Raw genomic sequence first — 19,201 nt, forward strand, 5'->3', positions numbered from 1 at the left:
TGGGTACTGTGGGTACGGGTACTGGGGTGGGTCACGGAGGCAGTTTACTTGAGCGCTCCCGTGCCCAAGCGTAGGAGGCGGTCTCTTATTTGGAGAGCATGCGCATGGCTTCCTCAAGCCCTTTGATGGTCAGCGGGTACATGCGCTGGTTGACCAGCTGCTGGATCACGCCAATGCTTTGCCGGTATTGCCAGACGCCTTGCGGTTCGGGGTTGATCCAGGCGAACTTGGGGAAGGCGTTGGTCAGGCGCTGCATCCATTCGGCGCCGGCTTCCTCGTTGTTGTATTCCACACTGCCGCCGGGCTGCAGGATTTCATAAGGGCTCATGGTCGCGTCGCCGACGAAGATGAGTTTGTAGTCCTTGTTGTACTTGCGGATGATGTCCCAGGTCGGGAATTTTTCGCTGAAGCGGCGGCGGTTGTTCTTCCACATGAAGTCGTAGACGCAGTTGTGGAAGTAATAAAACTCCAGGTGCTTGAACTCGGCCTTCACGGCCGAGAACATTTCCTCGACGCGGTGTATGTGCTCGTCCATGGTGCCGCCCACGTCCATCAGCAGCAGCACTTTCACGTTGTTGTGGCGCTCGGGCACCATCTTGATGTCCAGCCAGCCGGCATTGGCCGCGGTGGAGCGTATGGTGTCGTCCAGGTCCAGCTCCTCGGCATTGCCCTGGCGCGCGAACTTGCGCAGCCGGCGCAGCGCGACCTTGATGTTGCGCGTGCCCAGCTCCTGGGTGTCGTCGTAGTCCTTGTAGGCGCGCTGGTCCCAGACTTTCACCGCGCTCTTGTTGCGGCTTTTTTCCTGGCCTATGCGTATGCCTTGCGGGTTGAAGCCGTTGGCGCCGAAGGGCGAGGTGCCGCCCGTGCCTATCCATTTGCTGCCGCCTTCGTGGCGCTCTTTCTGCTCTTCAAAACGCTTTTTGAGCGTTTCCATGAGCTCGTCCCAGCCCATTTTTTCGATCTTGGCCTTTTCCTCGGGGCTCAGCTCAAGCTCCAGGTTTTTGCGCAGCCATTCGAGCGGGATGTCTTTCGTGAAGTCGGCCAGCATCTCGACGCCCTTGAAGTAGGCGGCGAAGGCGCGGTCGAATTTGTCGTAGTTTTTTTCGTCCTTCACGAGCACGGTGCGGCTCAGGTAATAGAAGTCGTCTATCTTCCAGGCGCCTTCACCTTGTTGCCCCTCGAGCTTGTCGCTGTTGGGCCCGACCACGCCGGCCTCCAGCGCTTCCAGCAGCATCAGGTATTCCTTGACGGAGACCGGCAGCTTGGCCGAGCGCAGGGTGTAGAAAAAATCGATGAGCATGGAGAACTCCTGGTGCGCTTCAGGCTCGAGGTTTGTCCAGTAAATAGAGCAGTTGTGCCTTGACCTCTGGCCATTCGCCGGCGGCCAGGCTGTACATCACGGTGTCGCGTATGGTGCCGTCGCGGCGCAGCGCATGGCCGCGCAGCACGCCGTCCTTGCGCGCGCCCAGGCGTTCGATGGCGCGCTGCGAGGCGTGGTTGAAGTTGTCGGTGCGCCAGCCCACGATGTTGCAGCCCAGGGTTTCGAAGGCATGGGTGAGCATCAAGAGCTTGCAGGTGGTGTTGACATGGGTGCGCTGGCAGCGCGCGGCGTACCAGGTGTAGCCGATCTCGACGCGCTTGAGGTTGGGCACGATGTCGTGGTAACTCGTGGAGCCCAGCACCTCGCCGCTGGCCGCATCGGTCACCGCGAAGGCGAAGCGGTTTTCTGTGGCCAGGGCGGTTTCGATGTAGCCACGGGTTTCATGCGGCTCGGGCACGGAGGTGATGCGCAGCTTCCAGAGCTCGCCGTCGGCGGCCGCGGCCTTCAGGCCGGCTTCGTGTTCCAGCGCGAGGGGCACCAGGCGCACGCCGCGCGCCTGCAGTGTCACGGGTTCGACAAAAGCCATGCTCAGTTTTCTCCTTCGGGTTTTTGCCGCTTCCTCCAGCGCCTGGCCAGCTGCAGGCCCAGGCCGCCGCCCAGGCCCACCAGCACGATGCCGCCTATGGCGGCATTGCCGTAGCCGTCCGCAAAAATATCCAGGCCCAGCAGGCGGCCGGCCCAGAAGCCCAGCAAGGCGCCGCCAACAAAACCGACCGCGTCGGACAGGCCTTCGAGCAGCAGGGATTTTTGGTTCATGAATCGGCCCTGTGCTTCAGCGGTTGTTGCGCTGCATGAAAACCAGCTTCTCGAACAGGGTCACGTCCTGCTCGTTCTTGAGCAGCGCGCCCACCAGCGGCGGCACGGCGACCTTGTCGTCCTTGCTTTGCAGGGCGTCCAGCGGGATGTCCTCGGCGACCAGCAGCTTGAGCCAGTCCAGCAGTTCGCTGGTCGAGGGCTTCTTCTTGAGGCCGGGCAGGTTGCGCACGTCGTAAAACGTTTTCATCGCGGCCGTCAGCAGTTCCTTCTTGAGATCCGGGAAGTGCACGTCCACGATCTGCTTCATGGTGTCGGCGTCGGGGAACTTGATGTAGTGGAAAAAGCAGCGGCGCAAAAACGCGTCAGGCAGCTCTTTCTCGTTGTTGGAGGTGATGAACACCAGCGGGCGGTGCCTGGCCTTGATGAGTTCGCGTGTTTCATACACATAGAACTCCATGCGGTCGATTTCACGCAGCAGGTCGTTGGGGAATTCGATGTCGGCCTTGTCGATCTCGTCGATCAGCAGCGCCACCGGCGTTTCCGAGGTGAAGGCCTGCCAGAGCACGCCCTTGACGATGTAGTTGTGGATGTCCTTGACCTTCTCGCCGCCGTCCACCGTGGACAGCTGTGAGTCGCGCAGGCGCGACACCGCGTCGTATTCATAGAGGCCCTGCTGCGCCTTGGTGGTGGACTTGATGTGCCATTGCAACAGCGGCAGGCCCAGGGACTGGGCCACTTCCTCGGCCAGCATGGTCTTGCCGGTGCCGGGCTCGCCCTTGACCAGCAGCGGCTTTTTCAGGGCGGCGGCGGCGTTGACGGCGAGCATCAGGTCCTGGGTAGCGACGTAGTTTTTTGAGCCTTGAAATTTCATGTTCTTGGGTCAGGGAGGTGATGGTGGAGCGGGCTTTTGCGGGGCCTGGCCGGCAACAGGTGCCTGGCCGCGGCGGGCCCAGATATAATCCAGGGTTGTTTTATACGATGAATCCCCACCTGATTGTGCGCGCAAAATGAATAAGCTGTTCACCACGATATTCGCCGTTGCTGTCTCTTGTGCGACGGCTGCCAGCCTGGCCCAGGAGATCAAGGGCGACGCCAAGGCCGGCGAAACCAAGAATGCCATGTGCATAGGTTGCCACGGCATCAAGGGCTACCAGGCCTCTTTCCCCGAGGTCTACAAGGTGCCCATGATTTCCGGCCAGGGCGCCAAATACATCACCGCCGCGCTCAATGAATACAAAAAAGGCGAACGCAAGCACCCGACGATGCGCGCCATCGCCGACTCCCTGACCGACCAGGACATCGCCGACCTTGCCGCCCACTACAGCGCCGACGGCGCGGGCGAGCCGGCCAAGGCCGCCAAGGAACCCAGCACCGAAGTCAAGGCCCTGCTGGCCAAGGCCAATTGCGCCTCCTGCCACGGCGACAACTTCAGCAAACCGATTGACCCGGCTTACCCCAAGATCGGCGGCCAGCACGCCGACTACCTGTTCGTGGCGCTCAAGGCCTACAAGACCGAAAACAACCCCAAGGTCGGCCGCGGCAACGCCATCATGGCCGGCATGGCCAAGCAGTACACCAATGCCGAACTCAAGCAGCTGGCCAACTACCTGGCCTCTGTGGACGGCGATCTGAAGACCATTCCGCAGAAGAAATTCCGCTAAGCCGGAGTCTCCCGCACACAAAAAAGCCGCTTCACCAGGCGGCTTTTTTTATTGTCTAGTCTTTAGTGGCCCTGCGTTGCACGCAATCGATATAGGCCGCACCGTCAGGCGGGCGCCCCGCGCGCTGGCTTTCCCAGACCATCTGCCCCAGGCAGTCCATGGTTTCGTGGTGGGCGTCATGCAGGGAGTTGCGCCTGGCCGTCAGCAGTTCCACGGCCTGGCGTATGCCGCGCGGCTGGTCTATGGAGCATTGCTCGCTGATGGACAGGTGCATGGACAGGTGCAGGAACGGGTTGGTCTTGCCGGCTTCCACGTCGTACATTTTTTCGAGTGCGGCATCGGCGTCGGCGAAATCCGCGTGGTATTCGGGGTGCTCTTCGATCCACTGGCTGGCGATGGTCTCAATCGCCTCCATGGGCTGGCCGGCGCGGGCCTTGGCATAGACGGAACAGAAGAAGCGCCGGACGTCGGCTTGCGAGGGCGTGAACATGGGCGAAAGCGTATCACGCAGGGGTTTTCCACTGCCGGCGTGTGCCTGTTTTCAGCGCTTGGGCCACAGGGGCCGCGGGCTGCGTCCTACAGACAGTTTGCGCGTCCCTGCCTACGCTGCTACCAGCGAGTGGCGCAGTTCCGGGGCGGGGCCACTCCCACCATTCACAGCCCGGCGAGGAGATCGACACCATGAACGCAGCACGCATCACAGGCATCGTCCTGATTGTTTTGGGCCTGGCCGGCTTTTTCACCGGCGGCTTCAGCTTCACCAAGGACACCACCGCCGCCAAGATAGGCCCGATACAGCTGACCGTGAAAGAAAAAGAGTCGGTCAATATTCCGCAGTGGCTGAGCCTGGGTGCCATTGTTCTGGGTGCTGTCGTCCTGGTCGTTGGCTTCAAGAAGTCCTGACCCGCCTCAACTGCGCTGAACGCTTAGCAGGCGCGAGATCGCCTGGGCCGCTTCGAGCAGCTGCGGCAGCATGGTCTCCTGCATGGCCTTGGCGCTGGTGCGGTTGGCCTGGCCGCTGATATTGAGGGCGGCCACGGTCTGGCCGGCGCGGTTGGTAATGGGCGCCGCCATGGACACCAAACCTTCCTCGAGTTCCTGGTTGACCAGCGACCAGCCCTGCTTGCGCACCTGGGAGATTTTGGCCGCGAGTTCCTTCACGTCGGTCACGGTGTATTTTGTGCGCGCCTCCAGCGTGGAGGCCTGCAGGCACTTCATGAGTTCGGCCTCGGGCAGGGCCGACAGCAGCATGCGGCCCATGGAGGTGCAGAAAGCCGGCAGGCGTGAGCCCACGCCCAGGCTGATGCTCATGATCTTGTGTGTGGGCACGCGCAGCACGTAGACGATGTCCGTGCCGTCCAGCACGGCGGCCGAGCAGGATTCCTTGACCTCGGCGACCAGCGCTTCCATCACCGGTTCGGCCAGGTTCCAGATCGGCATGGACGACAGATAGGCAAAGCCCAGGTCCAGGATGCGCGGCGTGAGGCTGAAAAGCTTGCCGTCGCTGCTGACATAACCCAGTGTTTCCAGCGTCAGCAAGATGCGGCGCGCGCCCGCGCGGCTCAGGCCGCTGCGCCCGGCGACTTCGGTCAGCGTCTGGCGCGGCGCGTCGGCGCTGAAGGAGCGTATGACCTCCAGCCCGCGCGCGAAGGACTGCACATAGCCGTCGCCCGGCTTGTGGGCTGTGGTGGGCGTGGATGCGGCGTTTGCCATGGTGGGCGAAATCTCCTAAAATTCATTATACGAACTCTTGTTCTAATGTCGAACAATATTTTGGCGCTGGCCGATGCTTCATTGGCCTGGCCGCCGTTCCTGGAGACGATTGAATGATCAACAAGATTGCCGCTTCCGTCGCCGACGCGCTGGCGGACGTGAAAGACGGCGCCACGGTGCTGATAGGCGGCTTCGGCACCGCGGGCATTCCCAATGAGCTGATCGACGGCCTGATAGCGCAGGGCGCCAAAGACCTCACGGTGGTGAACAACAACGCGGGCAATGCCGAAGTCGGCCTGGCCGCGCTGCTCAAGGCCGGGCGCGTGCGCAAGATCATCTGCAGCTTCCCGCGCCAGGCCGACAGCCAGGTGTTTGACGGCCTGTACCGCAGCGGCAAGCTGGAACTCGAACTGGTGCCCCAGGGCAACCTGGCCGAGCGCATTCGCGCGGCGGGCGCCGGCATAGGCGCCTTCTTCTGCCCCACGGGCTACGGCACCGAGCTGGCGCGCAATGCCGACGGCAGCGCCAAGGAAACCCGCGAAATCAACGGCCGGCAGTATGTGCTCGAGATGCCCATACACGGCGATGTGGCGCTGATCAAGGCCGAGCGCGGCGACCGCTGGGGCAACCTGACCTACCGCATGGCAGCGCGCAACTTCGGCCCGGTGATGGCGACGGCGGCGAAAAAAACCGTTGCCACCGTGCATGAGATCGTCGAGCTTGGCGAGCTGGATCCCGAGACCATCGTGACGCCGGGTATCTTTGTCCACCACATCGTGAAGATTCAACGCACGGCCACCCAGGCCGGCGGTTTCAAGAAAGCGGCATGACCATGACTTACCAACGCCGCAGCAAGGACCAGCTCGCCGCCCGCGTCGCGCAGGATATTTTTGACGGGGCCGTCGTGAATCTCGGCATAGGCCAGCCCACGCTGGTGGCCAACCATTTGCCGGCCGGCCGCGAGGTCATCCTGCAAAGCGAGAACGGCATCCTGGGCATGGGGCCGGCGCCCGCCGAGGGCCAGGAAGACTACGACCTGATCAACGCCGGCAAGCAGCCGGTGACGCTGCTCAAGGGCGGCGCCTTTTTCCACCACGCCGACAGCTTCGCGATGATGCGCGGCGGCCACCTCGACATCTGCGTGCTGGGCGCCTTCCAGGTTTCGGCCACGGGCGACCTGGCCAACTGGAGCACCGGCGAGCCCGGCGCGATTCCGGCCGTGGGCGGCGCCATGGACCTGGCCATAGGCGCGCGGCAGACCTGGGTCATGATGGACTTGTTGACCAAGCAGGGCGCCAGCAAGCTGGTGAGCCAATGCACCTACCCGCTGACCGGCATAGGCTGCGTCAAGCGCGTGTATTCAGACCTGGCGACACTCGAATGCACACCGCAGGGCCTGAAGCTCATAGACACCGTCGACGGCCTCACGCATGCCGAGCTTGAAAAACTGGTCGGCCTGCCGATCGCCGCTTGACGCCTGAATTCCACCCTCTTCGAAAAGACACACCATGACCCAAGCTTTTATCTGCGACGCGATACGCACACCCTTTGGCCGCTACGGCGGCGCGCTCAGCAGCGTGCGCACCGACGACCTGGGCGCGATCCCGCTCAAGGCGCTGATGGCGCGCAACCCCAAGGTCGACTGGCAGGCCGTGACCGATGTGATCTACGGCTGCGCCAACCAGGCCGGCGAGGACAACCGCGACGTGGCGCGCATGGCAGCCTTGCTGGCCGGCCTGCCCATGGATGTGCCGGGCGCCACCATCAACCGCCTGTGCGGCTCCGGCCTGGACGCGCTGGGCACGGCCGCGCGCGCCATCAAGTCGGGCGAGGCCAGCTTGATGATTGCCGGCGGCGTGGAAAGCATGAGCCGCGCGCCCTTTGTGATGCCCAAAGCCGAAAGCGCCTTCAGCCGCGCGAACGCGGTTTACGACACGACGATTGGCTGGCGCTTCATCAACAAGCTGATGAAGGAAAAATACGGCGTCGACGCCATGCCCGAAACCGCCGAAAACGTGGCGACCGACTACAAGATCAGCCGCGAAGACCAGGACAAGATGGCGCTGGCCAGCCAGCTCAAAGCCGTGGCCGCGCAAAAGGCCGGCTACTTCGACGCCGAAATCACGCCGGTGACGATTGCCCAGAAAAAGGGCGACCCCATCGTGGTGGGCAAGGACGAGCACCCGCGTGAGACCTCGCTCGAGGCGCTGGCCAAGCTCAAGGGCGTGGTGCGGCCCGACGGCACGGTGACCGCCGGTAACGCCAGCGGCGTGAACGACGGCGCCTGCGCGCTGCTGCTGGCCGATGAGGCCACCGCCGCGAAGAATGGCCTCACGCCGAAGGCGCGAGTGGTTGGCATGGCAACTGCCGGCGTCGCGCCGCGCATCATGGGCATAGGCCCTGCGCCCGCCACGCAGAAAGTGCTGGCGCTCACCGGCCTCACGATGGCGCAGATGGACGTGATCGAGCTGAACGAAGCCTTTGCCGCGCAAGGCCTGGCCGTGCTGCGTCTGCTGGGCGTGCGGGACGACGACCCGCGCGTCAACCCCAATGGCGGCGCCATCGCGCTGGGCCACCCGCTGGGCGCATCGGGCGCGCGGCTGGCCACCACGGCGGTCAACCAGCTGCATAAAAGCGGCGGGCGTTATGCGCTGGCCACCATGTGCATAGGCGTGGGGCAGGGCATCGCGGTCATCCTCGAGCGCGTCTGAGCGGCGGCATGAGGCGCTGCTGCCGGATTTCCGGCCGGCGGATAACATGGCGCCTTTCTTTCCTTGCGCCTGCACGCCACGGCCTGGGTAAACCGAAAGACATGCCGTGAGCTTCCCGCTGATCACCGACCCTTTTTTCTACGCCGTGGCGATTCCCGCCGTGCTGATGCTGGGCGTCAGCAAGAGCGGCTTCGGCGCGGGCTTTGGTTCGCTGGCGGTGCCGGTGATGGCGCTGGCCGTCACGGTGCCGCAGGCCGCCGCCATCCTGATGCCGGTGCTGCTGCTGATGGACTTGCTGGGGCTGGCGGCCTTTCGCCGCGACTTTGATTTCAAGTTCCTGAAGTTCCTGGTTCCCTTCGGCCTGCTGGGTACGCTGGTGGGGGCCTTGCTGTTCAAACTGCTGGACGCCAAGGTCGTCGCAGCCCTGGTGGGAATATTCACCTTGTTGTTTTTGGCGCAGCGCCTCTTGTTCCCGCCCCGGCCCGACAGCCCGCCGCCGCCGCGCTGGCTGGGCGCGATCCTGACGGTGACCTCGGGCTTCACCAGCTTTGTGTCGCATGCCGGCGGGCCGCCGCTGAGCGCCTATGTGATCCCCATGCGCCTCTCCCCGGTGAAGTTCACCGCCACCATGGCGGCCTTCTTTTTTGTCATCAACCTCTCCAAGTGGATTCCCTACGCCTGGCTGGGACTGCTGGACCTGCGCAACATGGCGACCTCGCTGGCCCTGCTGCCGCTGGCGCCGCTGGGTGTGTGGATGGGCGTGCGCATGGCGCGCAGCATCAGCCCGGTGCTGTTCTACCGTTTGCTCTATCTGGGCATGCTGCTGACAGGCTGCAAGTTGCTCTGGGACGGCTTCCACTGAGCACTCGCCCCTAGCGCGATTCGCCACTCGCGTCCAGAACGGCCCCTGGCCTGCGTGGGGTTTTGGGCGGGCACCCGGAGTTTTACCGGCCTGCGTTTCGCGAATTTCTGTGAGAATCACGTGGATGAGAACAATATGCTTACATTGCGTTTGACCTCCCCTTCATGACCACTGTTGTTTTCGCCGATCTTGTGGGCAGCACCAGCATGTTTGAACGGCTGGGCGATGAGACCGCGTCGCGTTTCGTGACGCAGCTCATAGGCGTGCTCAGCCAGGTCTTCGAGCAGCACCAGGGCCGGGTCGTCAAGCTGCTGGGCGACGGCCTGTTCGTGGTCTTTCCCAACGAGGGCGACGCGCTCTCGGCCTGCATCAGCATCCAGAAGCGCCTGCAGGAAAAACCCATCAAGCCCGGCGGCAGCGGCGCGCCGGTGCAGATGCAGATGGGTATCGAGTCGGGCGAAGTGGTCGAGATCGACGGCGACTGCTTCGGCGACACCGTGAATTCCGCCGCCCGCCTGGCCGACCTGGCCGGCGCCGCGCAAATCCTCACCACCGAAAACGTCTGGACCGCGCTGTTGCCGGTGCAAAGGTCGGCCCTGCGCAGCATGGGGCCCATGTACCTGCGCGGCCGGGCCGAAGCCAGCCATGTCTACCGCGTCGAATGGATGGCCGGGCGCGACGAGGACGCCACCATGGCGGGCCGCTCCATGTTCGCCTCGCCCAGCCAGGCTTTCCTCGAGCTGAGTTTTGCCGGGCAGACCCTGAGGCTGGACGCCAAAAGCAGCAAGCTGGCGCTGGGCCGGGGCGCCGATGCCGCGCTGAACCTGAACGACCCGCGGGTCTCGCGCATGCATGCCACGCTGGAGTGGCGCGGCGGGCAATTCGTGCTGACCGACGCCTCCAGCTACGGTACCTGGGTGTACCTGGGCAACCAGAGCGAAGCCGTGGTGCTGCGCCGCACCGAGTGCTACCTGGTGGGCAGCGGCCACATCGTGCCGGGCTGCGACCGCACGGACGAGAACGCGCCGCTGGTCGCGTTTGCCATCCGCAGCTGAGAACCTGCCCATGGCCGCGTATGCGGGCCGCAACAGGCGCGGCGCATCGGGAAAAGTTACGCTTTCCGAAGGCTTGTCCGCCTGGCGATGCAGGCTAGAATCGATTTTTGTTTCAAGACGTAGCCGGGCCGCTGGGTAGCCCGCAGGCCATCCCGCCTTTTTTGCCTCTTCAGCCCATCTCGCCCAATTCCACCTCCTCATGAGTCTCAAGAAGCTTGGCCGATACGATCTGATCAACGTCCTCGGCAAGGGTGCGATGGGGCTGGTGTACGAGGGGCGCGACCCCAACCTGGACCGGCGCGTCGCCATCAAGACCATCAAGGTGGAAAACCTCTCCGAGGAGGCCGCCGCCGAATACGAGGTGCGCTTTCGCACGGAGGCCCGCTCCGCCGCGCGCCTGCAGCACCCGCACATCGTCAGCGTCTACGACTCCGACCGCGACGGCGACATCGCCTTCCTGGTCATGGAGTTCGTTGACGGCGACGACCTCAAGCACCACCTGGACAAGGGCAACCTCTACACGCTGGAGCAGACCCTGGGCATCATGGGCGACCTGCTGTCTGCGCTGGAGTACGCGCACCGGCAAAGCATCGTGCACCGCGACATCAAGCCGGCCAACTTGCTGATAGAGACCAGCGGGCGGGTCAAGCTGACCGACTTCGGCGTGGCGCGCATCCAGGATTCGGGCGAGGCCACGCGCACGCAGGGCTCCATGGTGGGCACGCTCAAATACATGTCGCCCGAGCAGGTGCAGGGCCGCCCGATTGACGCCCGGGCCGACCTGTTCGCCGCCGGCATCGTGCTGTACCAGCTGCTCACGGGCAAGCGGCCTTTTGACGGCGACACCGATTTCGCGACCATCCAGCAGATCGTGGGCCACACGCCCGTGCCGCCCAGCAGCTTCAACCTCATGCTGCCCGCCGCGATCGACGCGGTGGTGGCCAAGGCCCTGGCCAAGTCGCGCGACCAGCGTTACGCCAGCGCGCAGGACTTCCTCGCGGCGCTGCAGGCCGCGGCCCGCGAAGCGGCCGATACCACGGTGCAGCCGCCGGCCATTCCGGTGGGGCCGGGCAGCAACTCGACCTGGACCTCCACGCTGCTGGCCGGCGAAGCCCTGGTCGGCCTGCAGTCGGGCACCAGCGCCGACATCCCCATGGTGACGCAGGAGCTCGAGCTGGTTTACTGGAAAGAGATCAAGGAGTCCATGGACGTCGAGGACATCCAGGGCTTTCTCGCCAGGTTCCCGTCCGGCATCTATGCCGACCTGGCCCGCCGCCGCCTCAAGAAAATGGGCGTGCCGGGTGGGGAGGATTCCGACATCGGCAGGCGCCTGGGCACCGGCACACTGATCGTTCCGCGCCCGGCCGGCCAGGACACGGCCGCCGGTGCGACCCATCCGGGGGCGACCAATCCCGGTGTGACCAACCCCGGGATCACCAACCCCGGGATCACCAACCCCGGGATCGCTCGTCCCGCTGTGACCAATCCTGGGGTGAGCAGTCCCGGGGCGACAAATCCAGGGGTGACAAATCCCGGCTCGGCGACCGACCTGGCCTGGAAGGCGCTCGAGGAAGCCGCGGCGCAGGCGCCGGTGGTCCCCCCGCCCTTGCCGGCCGCCCCCGCGGCCGACGACCCGGATGCCACGCGACTGGGCGCACCGGTCATGGCCGTGCCACCGGCACCGGTTGTGCCGCAGCAGCAGCCGCAGCCGCAGAGCGAGCCCTCTGAATGGCCTGAAACCGTGTTCAGCGATGCCGGCCCGGTGACGGTCCAGTTCGAGGCCGCCGAGGCAAAAGCCAAGGCCGAGGCAGTGCCCGTCACAGCCGCGAGCGCCGCCGTGCCCGAGGCCAAGCCGGAGTCCTCGCGCAAGCGCCGCAGCGCCGAGCCGGGCGCGCCCGCGAAGGCGTCCGCAGCCTCTCCTCCTTACCTGGTGTGGGGCGGGGTCGCCCTGGTGGCTTTGGTCATCCTGGGCGTAGGCGTCAGGCAACTCTCGAAACCGAAGGCGCCGGCACTGGCGGCGGCCCAGCCGGCCGCCCTGGCGGCCGATGCCGGCCAGGCGAAGCCCGCGACGCCGGCCGCTCCCCAGCCGGCGGTACAAGCCGCGCAGGCCCAGCCCGCGGCGGCCGCGGCATCCGCACCGGCTGCGGCGGCATCGACGGCGGCTGCGCCGCTGTCTCCGGCCTCCAAGGCCGCGGCGGCGCAGGCCATCGCGGCCAAAAAGGCCGCCCTCGAGAAAGAGCGTCTGGCCAAACAGCAGGCGGCGCAGGCCAAACCCGGCGGCAGCACCGCCGTGCCCGCGGCAGCCGATCATGCCCCGGCACCGGCGCCATCCGCGAATGCCGGCAATCCGCGCCAGGCCTGTGAAGACCGCGTGCTGATCGGCTTCCAGATCTGCATGAATGAGCAGTGCGCCAAGCCGGCCTTCACCAACCACCCGGTCTGCGTGGACCGCCGCGCGATGGAGCAGCGCCGGCGCGAGGCCGAACAGCTCAGGCGCTGAGCCGCGGCGTCGGCCCGCAAAGGGCGGGCGTCCTCCAGTTTATTCTTCGTCCGGTGATTGCTGCTGGCCGTACCAGCCGGCGGGCCGGCGCTGCGCCTGCTGCTGGCGTTCCTGGGCCAGTTGCTCCTCAAGCTGCAGCCGGCCCTGCGTGGCCACGGCGATGACCTTGGTGCGGTCCTTGCGGTGCGGGTACATGCGCTCGAACAGCTCGAGGTTGTGCCGGCGAAAACGCATGGCGGCCTGGCGCGCCTCGTGCGGCGGCTGGCCCAGCAGTTCCAGCACGCTGCGCGCGCTGCGCAGGCTGGACTCGAAAACCTCGCGTTCGACCAGCATCACGCCGCGGTCGCGCAGCGCGTTCCAGTGCGTGACGTCGCGCGCGCGGGCCACGATCTGCATCTGCGGGAAGTTCTCGCGCGCGATGTCGACGATCTTGAGCGACTGCTCCATGTCGTCCACTGACAGCACCAGGATCTTGGCGGTGGCCGCGCCGGCGGTGCGCAGCAGGTCCAGGCGCGTCGCGTCGCCGTAGAAGACGCGGTAGCCGAATGCCCGCACGGTTTCTATCATCTCGGCGTCGTGGTCCAGCACCGTGGCCTGGACACCCTGGGCCAGCAGCATGCGGCCGACGATCTGGCCGTAGCGGCCGAAGCCGGCGATGATGATGGGCGCTTCCTGCTGCTCGGAGATTTCCTCCAGCTGCGGCAGGTTGCAATTGGCGTAGCGCGGCACCCAGAGCTTGTCCACGGCCACCAGCAGCAGCGGGCTCAGCAGCATGGACAGCGCCACCGCGCCTATCAGCAGCGAGGCGGTTTCGGCGGAAAACACCTGGGCCCCGGCGGCTGCCTGGAACACCACGAAGGCGAATTCGCCGCCCTGCGCCAGCAGCACCGCGAACACCGGGCGCTCCTGGAAGGGCAGCTTCATGAGCCTGGCCAGCCCGTAGATCACGGCGAGCTTCAGGCCCAGAAAACCCACCAGGATGACGGCCATGAGGCCGGGCGAGCGCCACAGCACGCCGAAATCGATGCTCATGCCCACGGCGATGAAAAACAGGCCAAGCAGCAGGCCCTTGAAGGGCTCGATGTCGGTCTCCAGTTCGCGCCGGTATTCGCTTTCCGCCAGCAGCACACCGGCGAGGAAGGCGCCCAGTGCCATGGACAGGCCCACGAACTGCATCAGCGCGGCGATGCTGACCACCAGCAGCAGCGAGGCGGCCGTGAAGATCTCGGGCGTGCCGCTGTTGGCGATCCAGCGCAGCAGCGGGCGCAACAGCAGGCGGCCGCCCAGGATGATGGCGGCGATCGCGCCGACGATTTTCAGCGCCTCCAGTGCCCGGCCGCTGTGGCTGGCGGCTTCGCTGTCGCCGGCCATGGCGCCCAGCAGCGGCAGCAGCGCCAGGATGGGAATGGCCGCCACGTCCTGGAACAACAGGATGGAAAAGCCCGCCTGCCCGCTCGAGGTCGGCAGCAGGTGGCGCTCGCCCATGGCCTGCAGCGCGATCGCGGTGGACGACAGCGCCAGGCCCAGGCCGGCGACCAGCGCCGTCTGCCAGCCCACGCCGAAGGCCATGGCCGCGCCGGTCAGCAGGGCGGCGCAGCCCAGCACCTGCGCGCTGCCCCAGCCGAAGATGGGCCGGCGCAAATTCCACAGGCGCTTGGGCTCCAGCTCCAGGCCGATCAGGAACAGCATCAGCACCACGCCGAACTCGGCGAAATGCAGGATGTCCTGCACATTGGTGACCAGGCCCAGGCCCCAGGGGCCTATGGCAATGCCGGCGGCCAGGTAGCCGATGATGGAGCCCAGGCCGAGTTTTTTGGCCAGGGGCACCGAGATGACGGCAGCCGCTAAATAGATAAAGCTGTTGACCAGCCAGGTGGGCGCGTGCTCCATCAGGCAGTTCCCCCGGCATTGGCCGCCGCTGAATGTTCGACCAGCCGGTCCCTCATGGGCACGACGCAGGCGGCGCATTGCTCCAGGTCTTCGAGCTCGGGCCAGTCGGGATAGCTTTGCAGGCGCTGGCTGAAGGTGGCGATGTGCTCGGCCACGGCCTGCCGGCCTACGCTGTGGGCGCCGTGCAGCACCAGCGGCGGCAAAAAGCGCATGCCGCACAGGGCCGCGCTTTGTTCATAGGGCGGCAGGAAGGCATCGAAAAAATAGCGGTTGTAGCCTTGCGGGTGGTAGGAGGCCTCGGGGCCGCCCGTGGTGGCGACCAGCCACAAGTCCTTGCCCTGCAGCGCCCGGCCCCGGCCGCCTTCATCGCCGGCCTCGCCTTCGCCGTAAGCCCAGCCGTAGCTGAACACTTCGTCGAGCCAGAGCTTTTGCAGCGGGGGCATGGAATACCACTGGATGGGGTGCAGCAGCACCACCAGCTGCGCGCGTTCCAGGGCGGCCTGCTCCTTGGGAACGTCGATGGCGTAGTCGGGATAACTTGAATAAAGGTCTTGCACCTGCACCCGCGGCAGGGCCTGCGCGGCCTCCATCAAGGGGCGGTTGACCCGCGATTCGCGCCAGGCCGGATGGGCCGCAATGACATAAATGTCAGTGTTGGCCGCGCCGCCCGTGGGTTTGTCAGTGGTTGTGATAAGGCTGTCCATGCCGTTACCATAGCGGAAAAGCAAGCTTCCATAACAAGGAGATTCGCATGCCCGTGGTTGTGATCGCCAATCCGAAGGGGGGCGTCGGCAAGACGACGCTGGCCACCAACGTTGCCGGATTTTTCGCCAGCCAGGGCCATACGGTCATGCTGGGGGATGCCGACCGGCAGCAGTCTTCGCGGCTGTGGCTGGGCCTGCGCCCGCCGGCCGCCCGGCAGATCGCCACCTGGGACGTCAACGCCGACCTGATCGTCAAGCCGCCCAGGGGCACGACGCATGTGGTGCTGGACACCCCCGGCGGCCTGCACGGCTGGCGCTTCAACGACGTGCTCAAGCTGGCCGACAAGGTCATCGTGCCGCTGCAGCCCAGCGTCTTCGACATCTTTGCCACGCGCACTTTCCTGGACCAGCTCGCCGAACACAAACATGCCGGCAAGATGCAGGTCGGCATTGTCGGCATGCGCGTGGATGCGCGCACCATCGCCGCCGACAAGCTGCGCGGCTTCGTCGAAGGCCTGGGGCTGCCGGTGCTGGGCTATTTGCGCGACACGCAGAACTACATCCACCTGGCGGCCCGCGGCCTGACCCTGTTCGACGTGGCGCCCAGCCGGGTCGAAAAAGACATGGAGCAGTGGAAGGGCATCTGCGAGTGGCTGGAGCGCTGAGAGTCGTTGTCGCTTGTCGCTGAGCCGACAAGGGGCGGGCGGCCGGGCCGCTACAGTGGCGGCATGAGAATCTTCGCAACATTGGCCGAGCTGGCCGCCTGCACCGGCCAGGAAGTCGCCGTCAGCGACTGGATCACCATCACCCAGCAGCAGGTCAACCTGTTTGCCGAAGCCACGGGCGACCACCAGTGGATACACGTCGACGTGGAAAAAGCCGCCGCCGGGCCCTTTGGCGGGCCTATCGCGCACGGCTTTTTGACCTTGTCGCTGCTGCCGCGCTTTTTTGAGTCCTCCTTTGACATCACCGGCTCGCGCATGGGCGTGAACTACGGGCTCAACAAGGTGCGCTTTACCGCGCCGGTGCCGGTGGGCAGCCGCCTGCGGGCGCGCATGAAGCTGCTGGCGGCCGAGGCGATAGACAACGCCGGCATGCAGATGAACTGGGAAGTGACGGTGGAGCGCGAGGGCTCGCCCAAGCCAGTGTGCGTGGCCGAGTCGCTGGTGCGGCGCTATCCCTGAGCGGTCGGGGAGTTCGGGCGCCTAGATGCGCAGCAGCTGGCCAGCCGGCAGCCAGCCTTCAAACACCTCGATCAGGCTGTTGATGCGTTCTGCCGCCTCGCTCTGGCTGTGCGTCTGGGCGATGCACTGGTGCAGGTCGCTGCGCAGCAGCCACAGCTCGGCCGGCGTCTTGGCAACATTGACTTTGTAGATAAGCCGCTGGGTGCGCATGTCGCGGCAGTCGTGCAGCAAGGCCAGCAGGCTTTCGCGGATCTGTTCCACCGGCACGCGGTTGACTGGCCGCCCCGAGTCGGAAAAAGCGGGCGCCGCAAGGCCCAGAATACGCTGGATAACCGTGTTCACAGAAGGCTCCTGCCAGTCTTGTGAACTGGGCGATGGGGAAGGGGTAAGGCTGGGATGGCCGGGTATCGGCATCCGCTCGCTTAAGTTTGAGGGACGAATAATAGGGTTTTTACCTAGTTTCTGGCAAGGAATTTGGGCCGGGCCCAGGTTGGCCAGCGTCAGGCCGTCAGCCCTTCGTCAGCCTTGCGCCGCGCCGCCAAAACCGTTTTGCCGCCAGGCCTCGAACACCGTGACGGCCACGCTGTTGGACAGGTTCAGGCTGCGCTGGCCGGGCCGCATGGGCAGTTTCAGGCGCTGGCCCGGGGCGAACGATTCCCGCAGTTCGGGCGCCAGGCCGCGGGTTTCCGCGCCAAACACCAGCCAGTCGCCGGGCAGGAAGCGCGTCTCATACAGGCTGGCCGACCCTCGGGTGGTCATGGCAAACAGGCGGTCTGCGGGTGGTTGCTCACTTTCGAGCAGGGCCTGCCAGCTGGCATGGCGCAGCAGCTGCGCGTACTCGTGGTAGTCCAGGCCGGCGCGGCGCATGTGTTTGTCGTCCATGGAAAAGCCCAGCGGCTCCACCAGGTGCAGCCGGCAGCCGGTATTGGCCGCCAGCCGGATCACATTGCCGGTGTTGGGCGGGATTTCGGGTTCGACCAGGACGATATTGAACATGCGGGAGAGCGGTAAGGCGGAGCCGGGGATTCTAGGCGGGGGCGGTTCTGGCAAACACCACAGCGGTGATATGCGCGGCGCCCGCATCGCGCAAAGCCTGGGCAGCGGTGTACATCGAGGCACCGCTGGTCATCACGTCGTCGACCAGCAGCACGCGCCGGCCTCGCAGTTCCGCTGCGCGCAGCGGGTCGACCTGGAAGGCGCCCCTGACGTTGGCCAGCCGCTCCTGGCGCTTGAGCTGGCTTTGCGGGCGGGTGTGCCGCACGCGCAGCAGCAGCTGGGCGTCGGTACGGGCGGCGGTCTGCGTCTGCCGGGCCAGCGCCGCGCACAGCTCCCAGGCCTGGTTGAAGCCGCGTGCCTGCAGGCGCTGGGCCGACAGCGGTATCGGCAGCAGCCAGTCCTCGGGCCCCAGTTCGGCCAACACGTGTGCCAGGCCAGGCGACTGCAGCAGCAGGCCCGCAAAAAAGCCGGCCCAGCCGTGCCGCTCGCCGAATTTGTAGCCGGCGACCAGCGTGGACCAGGGGTAGGCGTAATCAACGCCGGCGAAGGCGCGGTCCAGCGGCGGCGGCTCGACGGCGCAGGCGCCGCACAAGGTCGGGCCGGCTCGCAAGCCCATGGAAAGGTCGGCCGGCAAGGCCAGCGCGCAGCGGGTGCAGCGCGCCTGTGCTTGCGCGAAGCGGGCCACGCAGGGCTCGCACACCTGGCGTGCGGGCCAGCCGCGGCAGACCGCGCACTGGCTGGCGATTCCCGTGTTGAAGCCGCGAGCAAAGCCGCTCCAGCGGGGCAGGAATGCGGAAGGAGCAAGCAGGCGTGTGAACACCGTGCCAATATACTCGCCTACCTTTTGAGCGAGACGCCTTGCCTTCTTCCATGACCCCCACCGAGCGCCCGCCCACGCTGGACCCGATCGCCGTCAGCCGCTGGGAGCGCAGCGCGCCCCTGGCCTCGCCCTGGCTGCATGAGGAAGTGGCGCGCCGCATGATGGACCGCCTGCAATGGATCAAGCTGCAGCCCCAGAGCTGGGTGCACTGGGGCGCGCTGCGCGGCGGGCTGCAGGCCCATGCGCAGCTGGCCAAGACCTACCCGGGCGCCACGGCCTTTGTGCTTGAGAACAATCCGCAGCGCACGCGCGAGGCGATGAAGGGCCTCGTGCAGCCATGGTGGACGCCGCGGCGATGGACGGCCGCCCCGGTGCGTTTTGAAGCGCCGCCGCCCGGCAGCGCCGACATGCTGTGGGCCAATATGGCGCTGCATGAATCGGCCGACCCGCAGGCCTTGCTGGCGCAATGGCGCGAGGCGCTCAAGGTCAACGGCTTCCTGATGTTTTCATGCCTGGGCCCGGACACCGCGAAGGAGCTGCGCGAGGTCTACGCGCAGCTGGGCTGGCCGCCCGCGGGCCACGAGCTGACCGACATGCACGATTGGGGCGACATGCTGGTACAGACCGGTTTTGCCGAACCGGTGATGGACATGGAGCGCATCACGCTGACCTATGCGACGCCCGCGCGCCTGCTGCAGGACCTGGCCGAGCTGGGCCGCAACTTCCACCCCGCGCGTTTTCCCGCGCTGCGCGGGCGTGCCTGGAAGGCCAGGCTGGAGGAGGCGCTGGCCCGCCACCTCGTCAAGGGCGAGGATGGGCGTTTGTCCCTGACCTTTGAGGTCATCTACGGCCACGCGCTGAAGGCGCCGCCCAAGGTCAAGGTCAGCGCGCTCAGCGCGGTGTCGGTGGCCGACATGCGCAGCATGCTGCAGGGCGGGCGGCCCGGCGCTTGAGCGCTGGGGCTGTTG

At 65.9% G+C, this 19,201-nt stretch carries 22 protein-coding genes; 11 read left to right on the forward strand and 11 right to left on the reverse strand.

The window, feature by feature from the left end; translation table 11 throughout:
* Positions 1–85: 85 nt before the first annotated feature.
* The 4 genes from AC1D09_RS03180 to AC1D09_RS03195 are packed head-to-tail and all read right to left on the reverse strand — an operon-like array spanning position 86 to position 3,008.
* Positions 86–1,300, reverse strand: a complete 1,215-nt coding sequence (locus AC1D09_RS03180; RefSeq protein ID WP_074576492.1) for a vWA domain-containing protein — start codon at positions 1,298–1,300, stop codon at positions 86–88.
* 19 nt (positions 1,301–1,319) lie between these two features.
* Positions 1,320–1,907 (reverse strand): GNAT family N-acetyltransferase, encoded by a 588-nt coding sequence (locus tag AC1D09_RS03185; protein ID WP_477662373.1) that lies wholly within the window; start codon positions 1,905–1,907, stop codon positions 1,320–1,322.
* Between the two features lie 2 nt (positions 1,908–1,909).
* Entirely contained in the window at positions 1,910–2,137 is a 228-nt protein-coding gene (locus tag AC1D09_RS03190; protein WP_413325310.1) for a hypothetical protein, read from the reverse strand.
* 16 nt (positions 2,138–2,153) lie between these two features.
* Complete coding sequence (locus AC1D09_RS03195) at positions 2,154–3,008, reverse strand: AAA family ATPase (protein ID WP_007863108.1); 855 nt, start codon at positions 3,006–3,008, stop codon at positions 2,154–2,156.
* Between the two features lie 136 nt (positions 3,009–3,144).
* Here AC1D09_RS03195 and AC1D09_RS03200 point away from each other — a divergent pair, with 136 nt between their 5' ends.
* The gene (locus tag AC1D09_RS03200; RefSeq protein WP_074576499.1) at positions 3,145–3,798 is read left to right on the forward strand and encodes a c-type cytochrome; all 654 of its coding nucleotides are present in this window, start codon (positions 3,145–3,147) and stop codon (positions 3,796–3,798) included.
* Between the two features lie 55 nt (positions 3,799–3,853).
* On the opposite strand, the gene AC1D09_RS03205 is transcribed toward AC1D09_RS03200, so the two are convergent.
* Complete coding sequence (locus AC1D09_RS03205; RefSeq protein ID WP_092131785.1) at positions 3,854–4,288, reverse strand: DUF1841 family protein; 435 nt, start codon at positions 4,286–4,288, stop codon at positions 3,854–3,856.
* 191 nt (positions 4,289–4,479) lie between these two features.
* Here AC1D09_RS03205 and AC1D09_RS03210 point away from each other — a divergent pair, with 191 nt between their 5' ends.
* A complete protein-coding gene (locus AC1D09_RS03210) occupies positions 4,480–4,701 on the forward strand; it encodes a hypothetical protein (RefSeq protein WP_074576503.1) in 222 nt (73 codons plus the stop codon).
* 6 nt (positions 4,702–4,707) lie between these two features.
* Here the strand turns inward: AC1D09_RS03210 and AC1D09_RS03215 are convergent, their stop codons facing one another.
* Positions 4,708–5,511, reverse strand: coding sequence for an IclR family transcriptional regulator (locus AC1D09_RS03215; protein ID WP_477662372.1), 804 nt, complete (start codon positions 5,509–5,511; stop codon positions 4,708–4,710).
* Between the two features lie 113 nt (positions 5,512–5,624).
* On the opposite strand from AC1D09_RS03215, the gene AC1D09_RS03220 reads away from it, so the two are divergent.
* The 6 genes from AC1D09_RS03220 (at position 5,625) to AC1D09_RS03245 (ending at position 12,639) form a co-directional block, all read left to right on the forward strand.
* A complete protein-coding gene (locus AC1D09_RS03220) occupies positions 5,625–6,341 on the forward strand; it encodes a 3-oxoacid CoA-transferase subunit A (protein WP_477662371.1) in 717 nt (238 codons plus the stop codon).
* Positions 6,338–6,985 carry a 3-oxoacid CoA-transferase subunit B gene (locus AC1D09_RS03225; RefSeq protein ID WP_477662370.1) on the forward strand — a complete coding sequence of 216 codons (648 nt, stop codon included), beginning with the start codon at positions 6,338–6,340 and terminating at the stop codon, positions 6,983–6,985. Before AC1D09_RS03220 ends, AC1D09_RS03225 begins: the two co-directional genes overlap by 4 nt.
* Before the next feature lie 34 nt (positions 6,986–7,019).
* A complete protein-coding gene (pcaF, locus tag AC1D09_RS03230; RefSeq protein WP_477662369.1) occupies positions 7,020–8,222 on the forward strand; it encodes a 3-oxoadipyl-CoA thiolase in 1,203 nt (400 codons plus the stop codon).
* Between the two features lie 106 nt (positions 8,223–8,328).
* Positions 8,329–9,084 (forward strand): sulfite exporter TauE/SafE family protein, encoded by a 756-nt coding sequence (locus AC1D09_RS03235; RefSeq protein WP_477662368.1) that lies wholly within the window; start codon positions 8,329–8,331, stop codon positions 9,082–9,084.
* 164 nt (positions 9,085–9,248) lie between these two features.
* Positions 9,249–10,139 (forward strand): adenylate/guanylate cyclase domain-containing protein, encoded by an 891-nt coding sequence (locus AC1D09_RS03240; protein ID WP_477662367.1) that lies wholly within the window; start codon positions 9,249–9,251, stop codon positions 10,137–10,139.
* A 199-nt stretch (positions 10,140–10,338) separates the two neighbouring features.
* Complete coding sequence (locus AC1D09_RS03245) at positions 10,339–12,639, forward strand: serine/threonine-protein kinase (protein ID WP_477700929.1); 2,301 nt, start codon at positions 10,339–10,341, stop codon at positions 12,637–12,639.
* Positions 12,640–12,678: 39 nt separating this feature from the next.
* Here AC1D09_RS03245 and kefC read toward each other — a convergent pair whose 3' ends face one another.
* Both kefC and kefF read right to left on the reverse strand, forming a co-directional pair.
* Positions 12,679–14,529 carry a glutathione-regulated potassium-efflux system protein KefC gene (gene kefC / locus AC1D09_RS03250; RefSeq protein ID WP_477662365.1) on the reverse strand — a complete coding sequence of 617 codons (1,851 nt, stop codon included), beginning with the start codon at positions 14,527–14,529 and terminating at the stop codon, positions 12,679–12,681.
* A complete protein-coding gene (gene kefF / locus AC1D09_RS03255) occupies positions 14,529–15,233 on the reverse strand; it encodes a glutathione-regulated potassium-efflux system oxidoreductase KefF (RefSeq protein ID WP_477662364.1) in 705 nt (234 codons plus the stop codon). The genes kefC and kefF overlap by 1 nt, the downstream gene beginning before the upstream one ends.
* A gap of 47 nt (positions 15,234–15,280) precedes the next feature.
* On the opposite strand from kefF, the gene AC1D09_RS03260 reads away from it, so the two are divergent.
* Positions 15,281–15,898: a nucleotide-binding protein gene (locus tag AC1D09_RS03260; protein ID WP_477700930.1), complete on the forward strand. Its 618-nt coding sequence runs from the start codon at positions 15,281–15,283 to the stop codon at positions 15,896–15,898.
* Positions 15,899–15,961: 63 nt separating this feature from the next.
* Positions 15,962–16,417: a MaoC family dehydratase gene (locus AC1D09_RS03265; RefSeq protein ID WP_477662362.1), complete on the forward strand. Its 456-nt coding sequence runs from the start codon at positions 15,962–15,964 to the stop codon at positions 16,415–16,417.
* A gap of 21 nt (positions 16,418–16,438) precedes the next feature.
* Here the strand turns inward: AC1D09_RS03265 and AC1D09_RS03270 are convergent, their stop codons facing one another.
* From AC1D09_RS03270 to AC1D09_RS03280, 3 genes are all read right to left on the reverse strand, one after another.
* Positions 16,439–16,759, reverse strand: a complete 321-nt coding sequence (locus AC1D09_RS03270) for a hypothetical protein (protein ID WP_477662361.1) — start codon at positions 16,757–16,759, stop codon at positions 16,439–16,441.
* Positions 16,760–16,936: 177 nt separating this feature from the next.
* A complete protein-coding gene (locus AC1D09_RS03275; RefSeq protein ID WP_477662360.1) occupies positions 16,937–17,413 on the reverse strand; it encodes a tRNA (cytidine(34)-2'-O)-methyltransferase in 477 nt (158 codons plus the stop codon).
* Positions 17,414–17,444: 31 nt separating this feature from the next.
* Positions 17,445–18,233, reverse strand: coding sequence for a ComF family protein (locus AC1D09_RS03280; RefSeq protein ID WP_477662359.1), 789 nt, complete (start codon positions 18,231–18,233; stop codon positions 17,445–17,447).
* Between the two features lie 50 nt (positions 18,234–18,283).
* Between AC1D09_RS03280 and AC1D09_RS03285 the strand changes: the two genes are divergently transcribed.
* Entirely contained in the window at positions 18,284–19,186 is a 903-nt protein-coding gene (locus tag AC1D09_RS03285) for a methyltransferase domain-containing protein (protein ID WP_477662379.1), read from the forward strand.
* Positions 19,187–19,201 lie beyond the last annotated feature (15 nt).

This window comes from Polaromonas sp. P1_A2 (assembly GCF_056406895.1).

Bases quoted from the DNA above. Each gene is read 5' to 3' on its own strand.
- AC1D09_RS03215 (WP_477662372.1), bottom strand. From the start codon at position 5,511: ATGGCAAACGCCGCATCCACGCCCACCACAGCCCACAAGCCGGGCGAC.
- AC1D09_RS03245 (WP_477700929.1), top strand. From the start codon at position 10,339: ATGAGTCTCAAGAAGCTTGGCCGATACGATCTGATCAACGTCCTCGGC.
- kefF (WP_477662364.1), bottom strand. From the start codon at position 15,233: ATGGACAGCCTTATCACAACCACTGACAAACCCACGGGCGGCGCGGCC.
- AC1D09_RS03265 (WP_477662362.1), top strand. From the start codon at position 15,962: ATGAGAATCTTCGCAACATTGGCCGAGCTGGCCGCCTGCACCGGCCAG.
- AC1D09_RS03275 (WP_477662360.1), bottom strand. From the start codon at position 17,413: ATGTTCAATATCGTCCTGGTCGAACCCGAAATCCCGCCCAACACCGGC.
- AC1D09_RS03200 (WP_074576499.1), top strand. From the start codon at position 3,145: ATGAATAAGCTGTTCACCACGATATTCGCCGTTGCTGTCTCTTGTGCG.
- AC1D09_RS03285 (WP_477662379.1), top strand. From the start codon at position 18,284: ATGACCCCCACCGAGCGCCCGCCCACGCTGGACCCGATCGCCGTCAGC.
- AC1D09_RS03225 (WP_477662370.1), top strand. From the start codon at position 6,338: ATGACCATGACTTACCAACGCCGCAGCAAGGACCAGCTCGCCGCCCGC.
- AC1D09_RS03205 (WP_092131785.1), bottom strand. From the start codon at position 4,288: ATGTTCACGCCCTCGCAAGCCGACGTCCGGCGCTTCTTCTGTTCCGTC.
- AC1D09_RS03220 (WP_477662371.1), top strand. From the start codon at position 5,625: ATGATCAACAAGATTGCCGCTTCCGTCGCCGACGCGCTGGCGGACGTG.
- kefC (WP_477662365.1), bottom strand. From the start codon at position 14,529: ATGGAGCACGCGCCCACCTGGCTGGTCAACAGCTTTATCTATTTAGCG.
- AC1D09_RS03190 (WP_413325310.1), bottom strand. From the start codon at position 2,137: ATGAACCAAAAATCCCTGCTGCTCGAAGGCCTGTCCGACGCGGTCGGT.
- AC1D09_RS03180 (WP_074576492.1), bottom strand. From the start codon at position 1,300: ATGCTCATCGATTTTTTCTACACCCTGCGCTCGGCCAAGCTGCCGGTC.
- AC1D09_RS03185 (WP_477662373.1), bottom strand. From the start codon at position 1,907: ATGGCTTTTGTCGAACCCGTGACACTGCAGGCGCGCGGCGTGCGCCTG.
- AC1D09_RS03260 (WP_477700930.1), top strand. From the start codon at position 15,281: ATGCCCGTGGTTGTGATCGCCAATCCGAAGGGGGGCGTCGGCAAGACG.
- AC1D09_RS03210 (WP_074576503.1), top strand. From the start codon at position 4,480: ATGAACGCAGCACGCATCACAGGCATCGTCCTGATTGTTTTGGGCCTG.
- pcaF (WP_477662369.1), top strand. From the start codon at position 7,020: ATGACCCAAGCTTTTATCTGCGACGCGATACGCACACCCTTTGGCCGC.
- AC1D09_RS03195 (WP_007863108.1), bottom strand. From the start codon at position 3,008: ATGAAATTTCAAGGCTCAAAAAACTACGTCGCTACCCAGGACCTGATG.
- AC1D09_RS03240 (WP_477662367.1), top strand. From the start codon at position 9,249: ATGACCACTGTTGTTTTCGCCGATCTTGTGGGCAGCACCAGCATGTTT.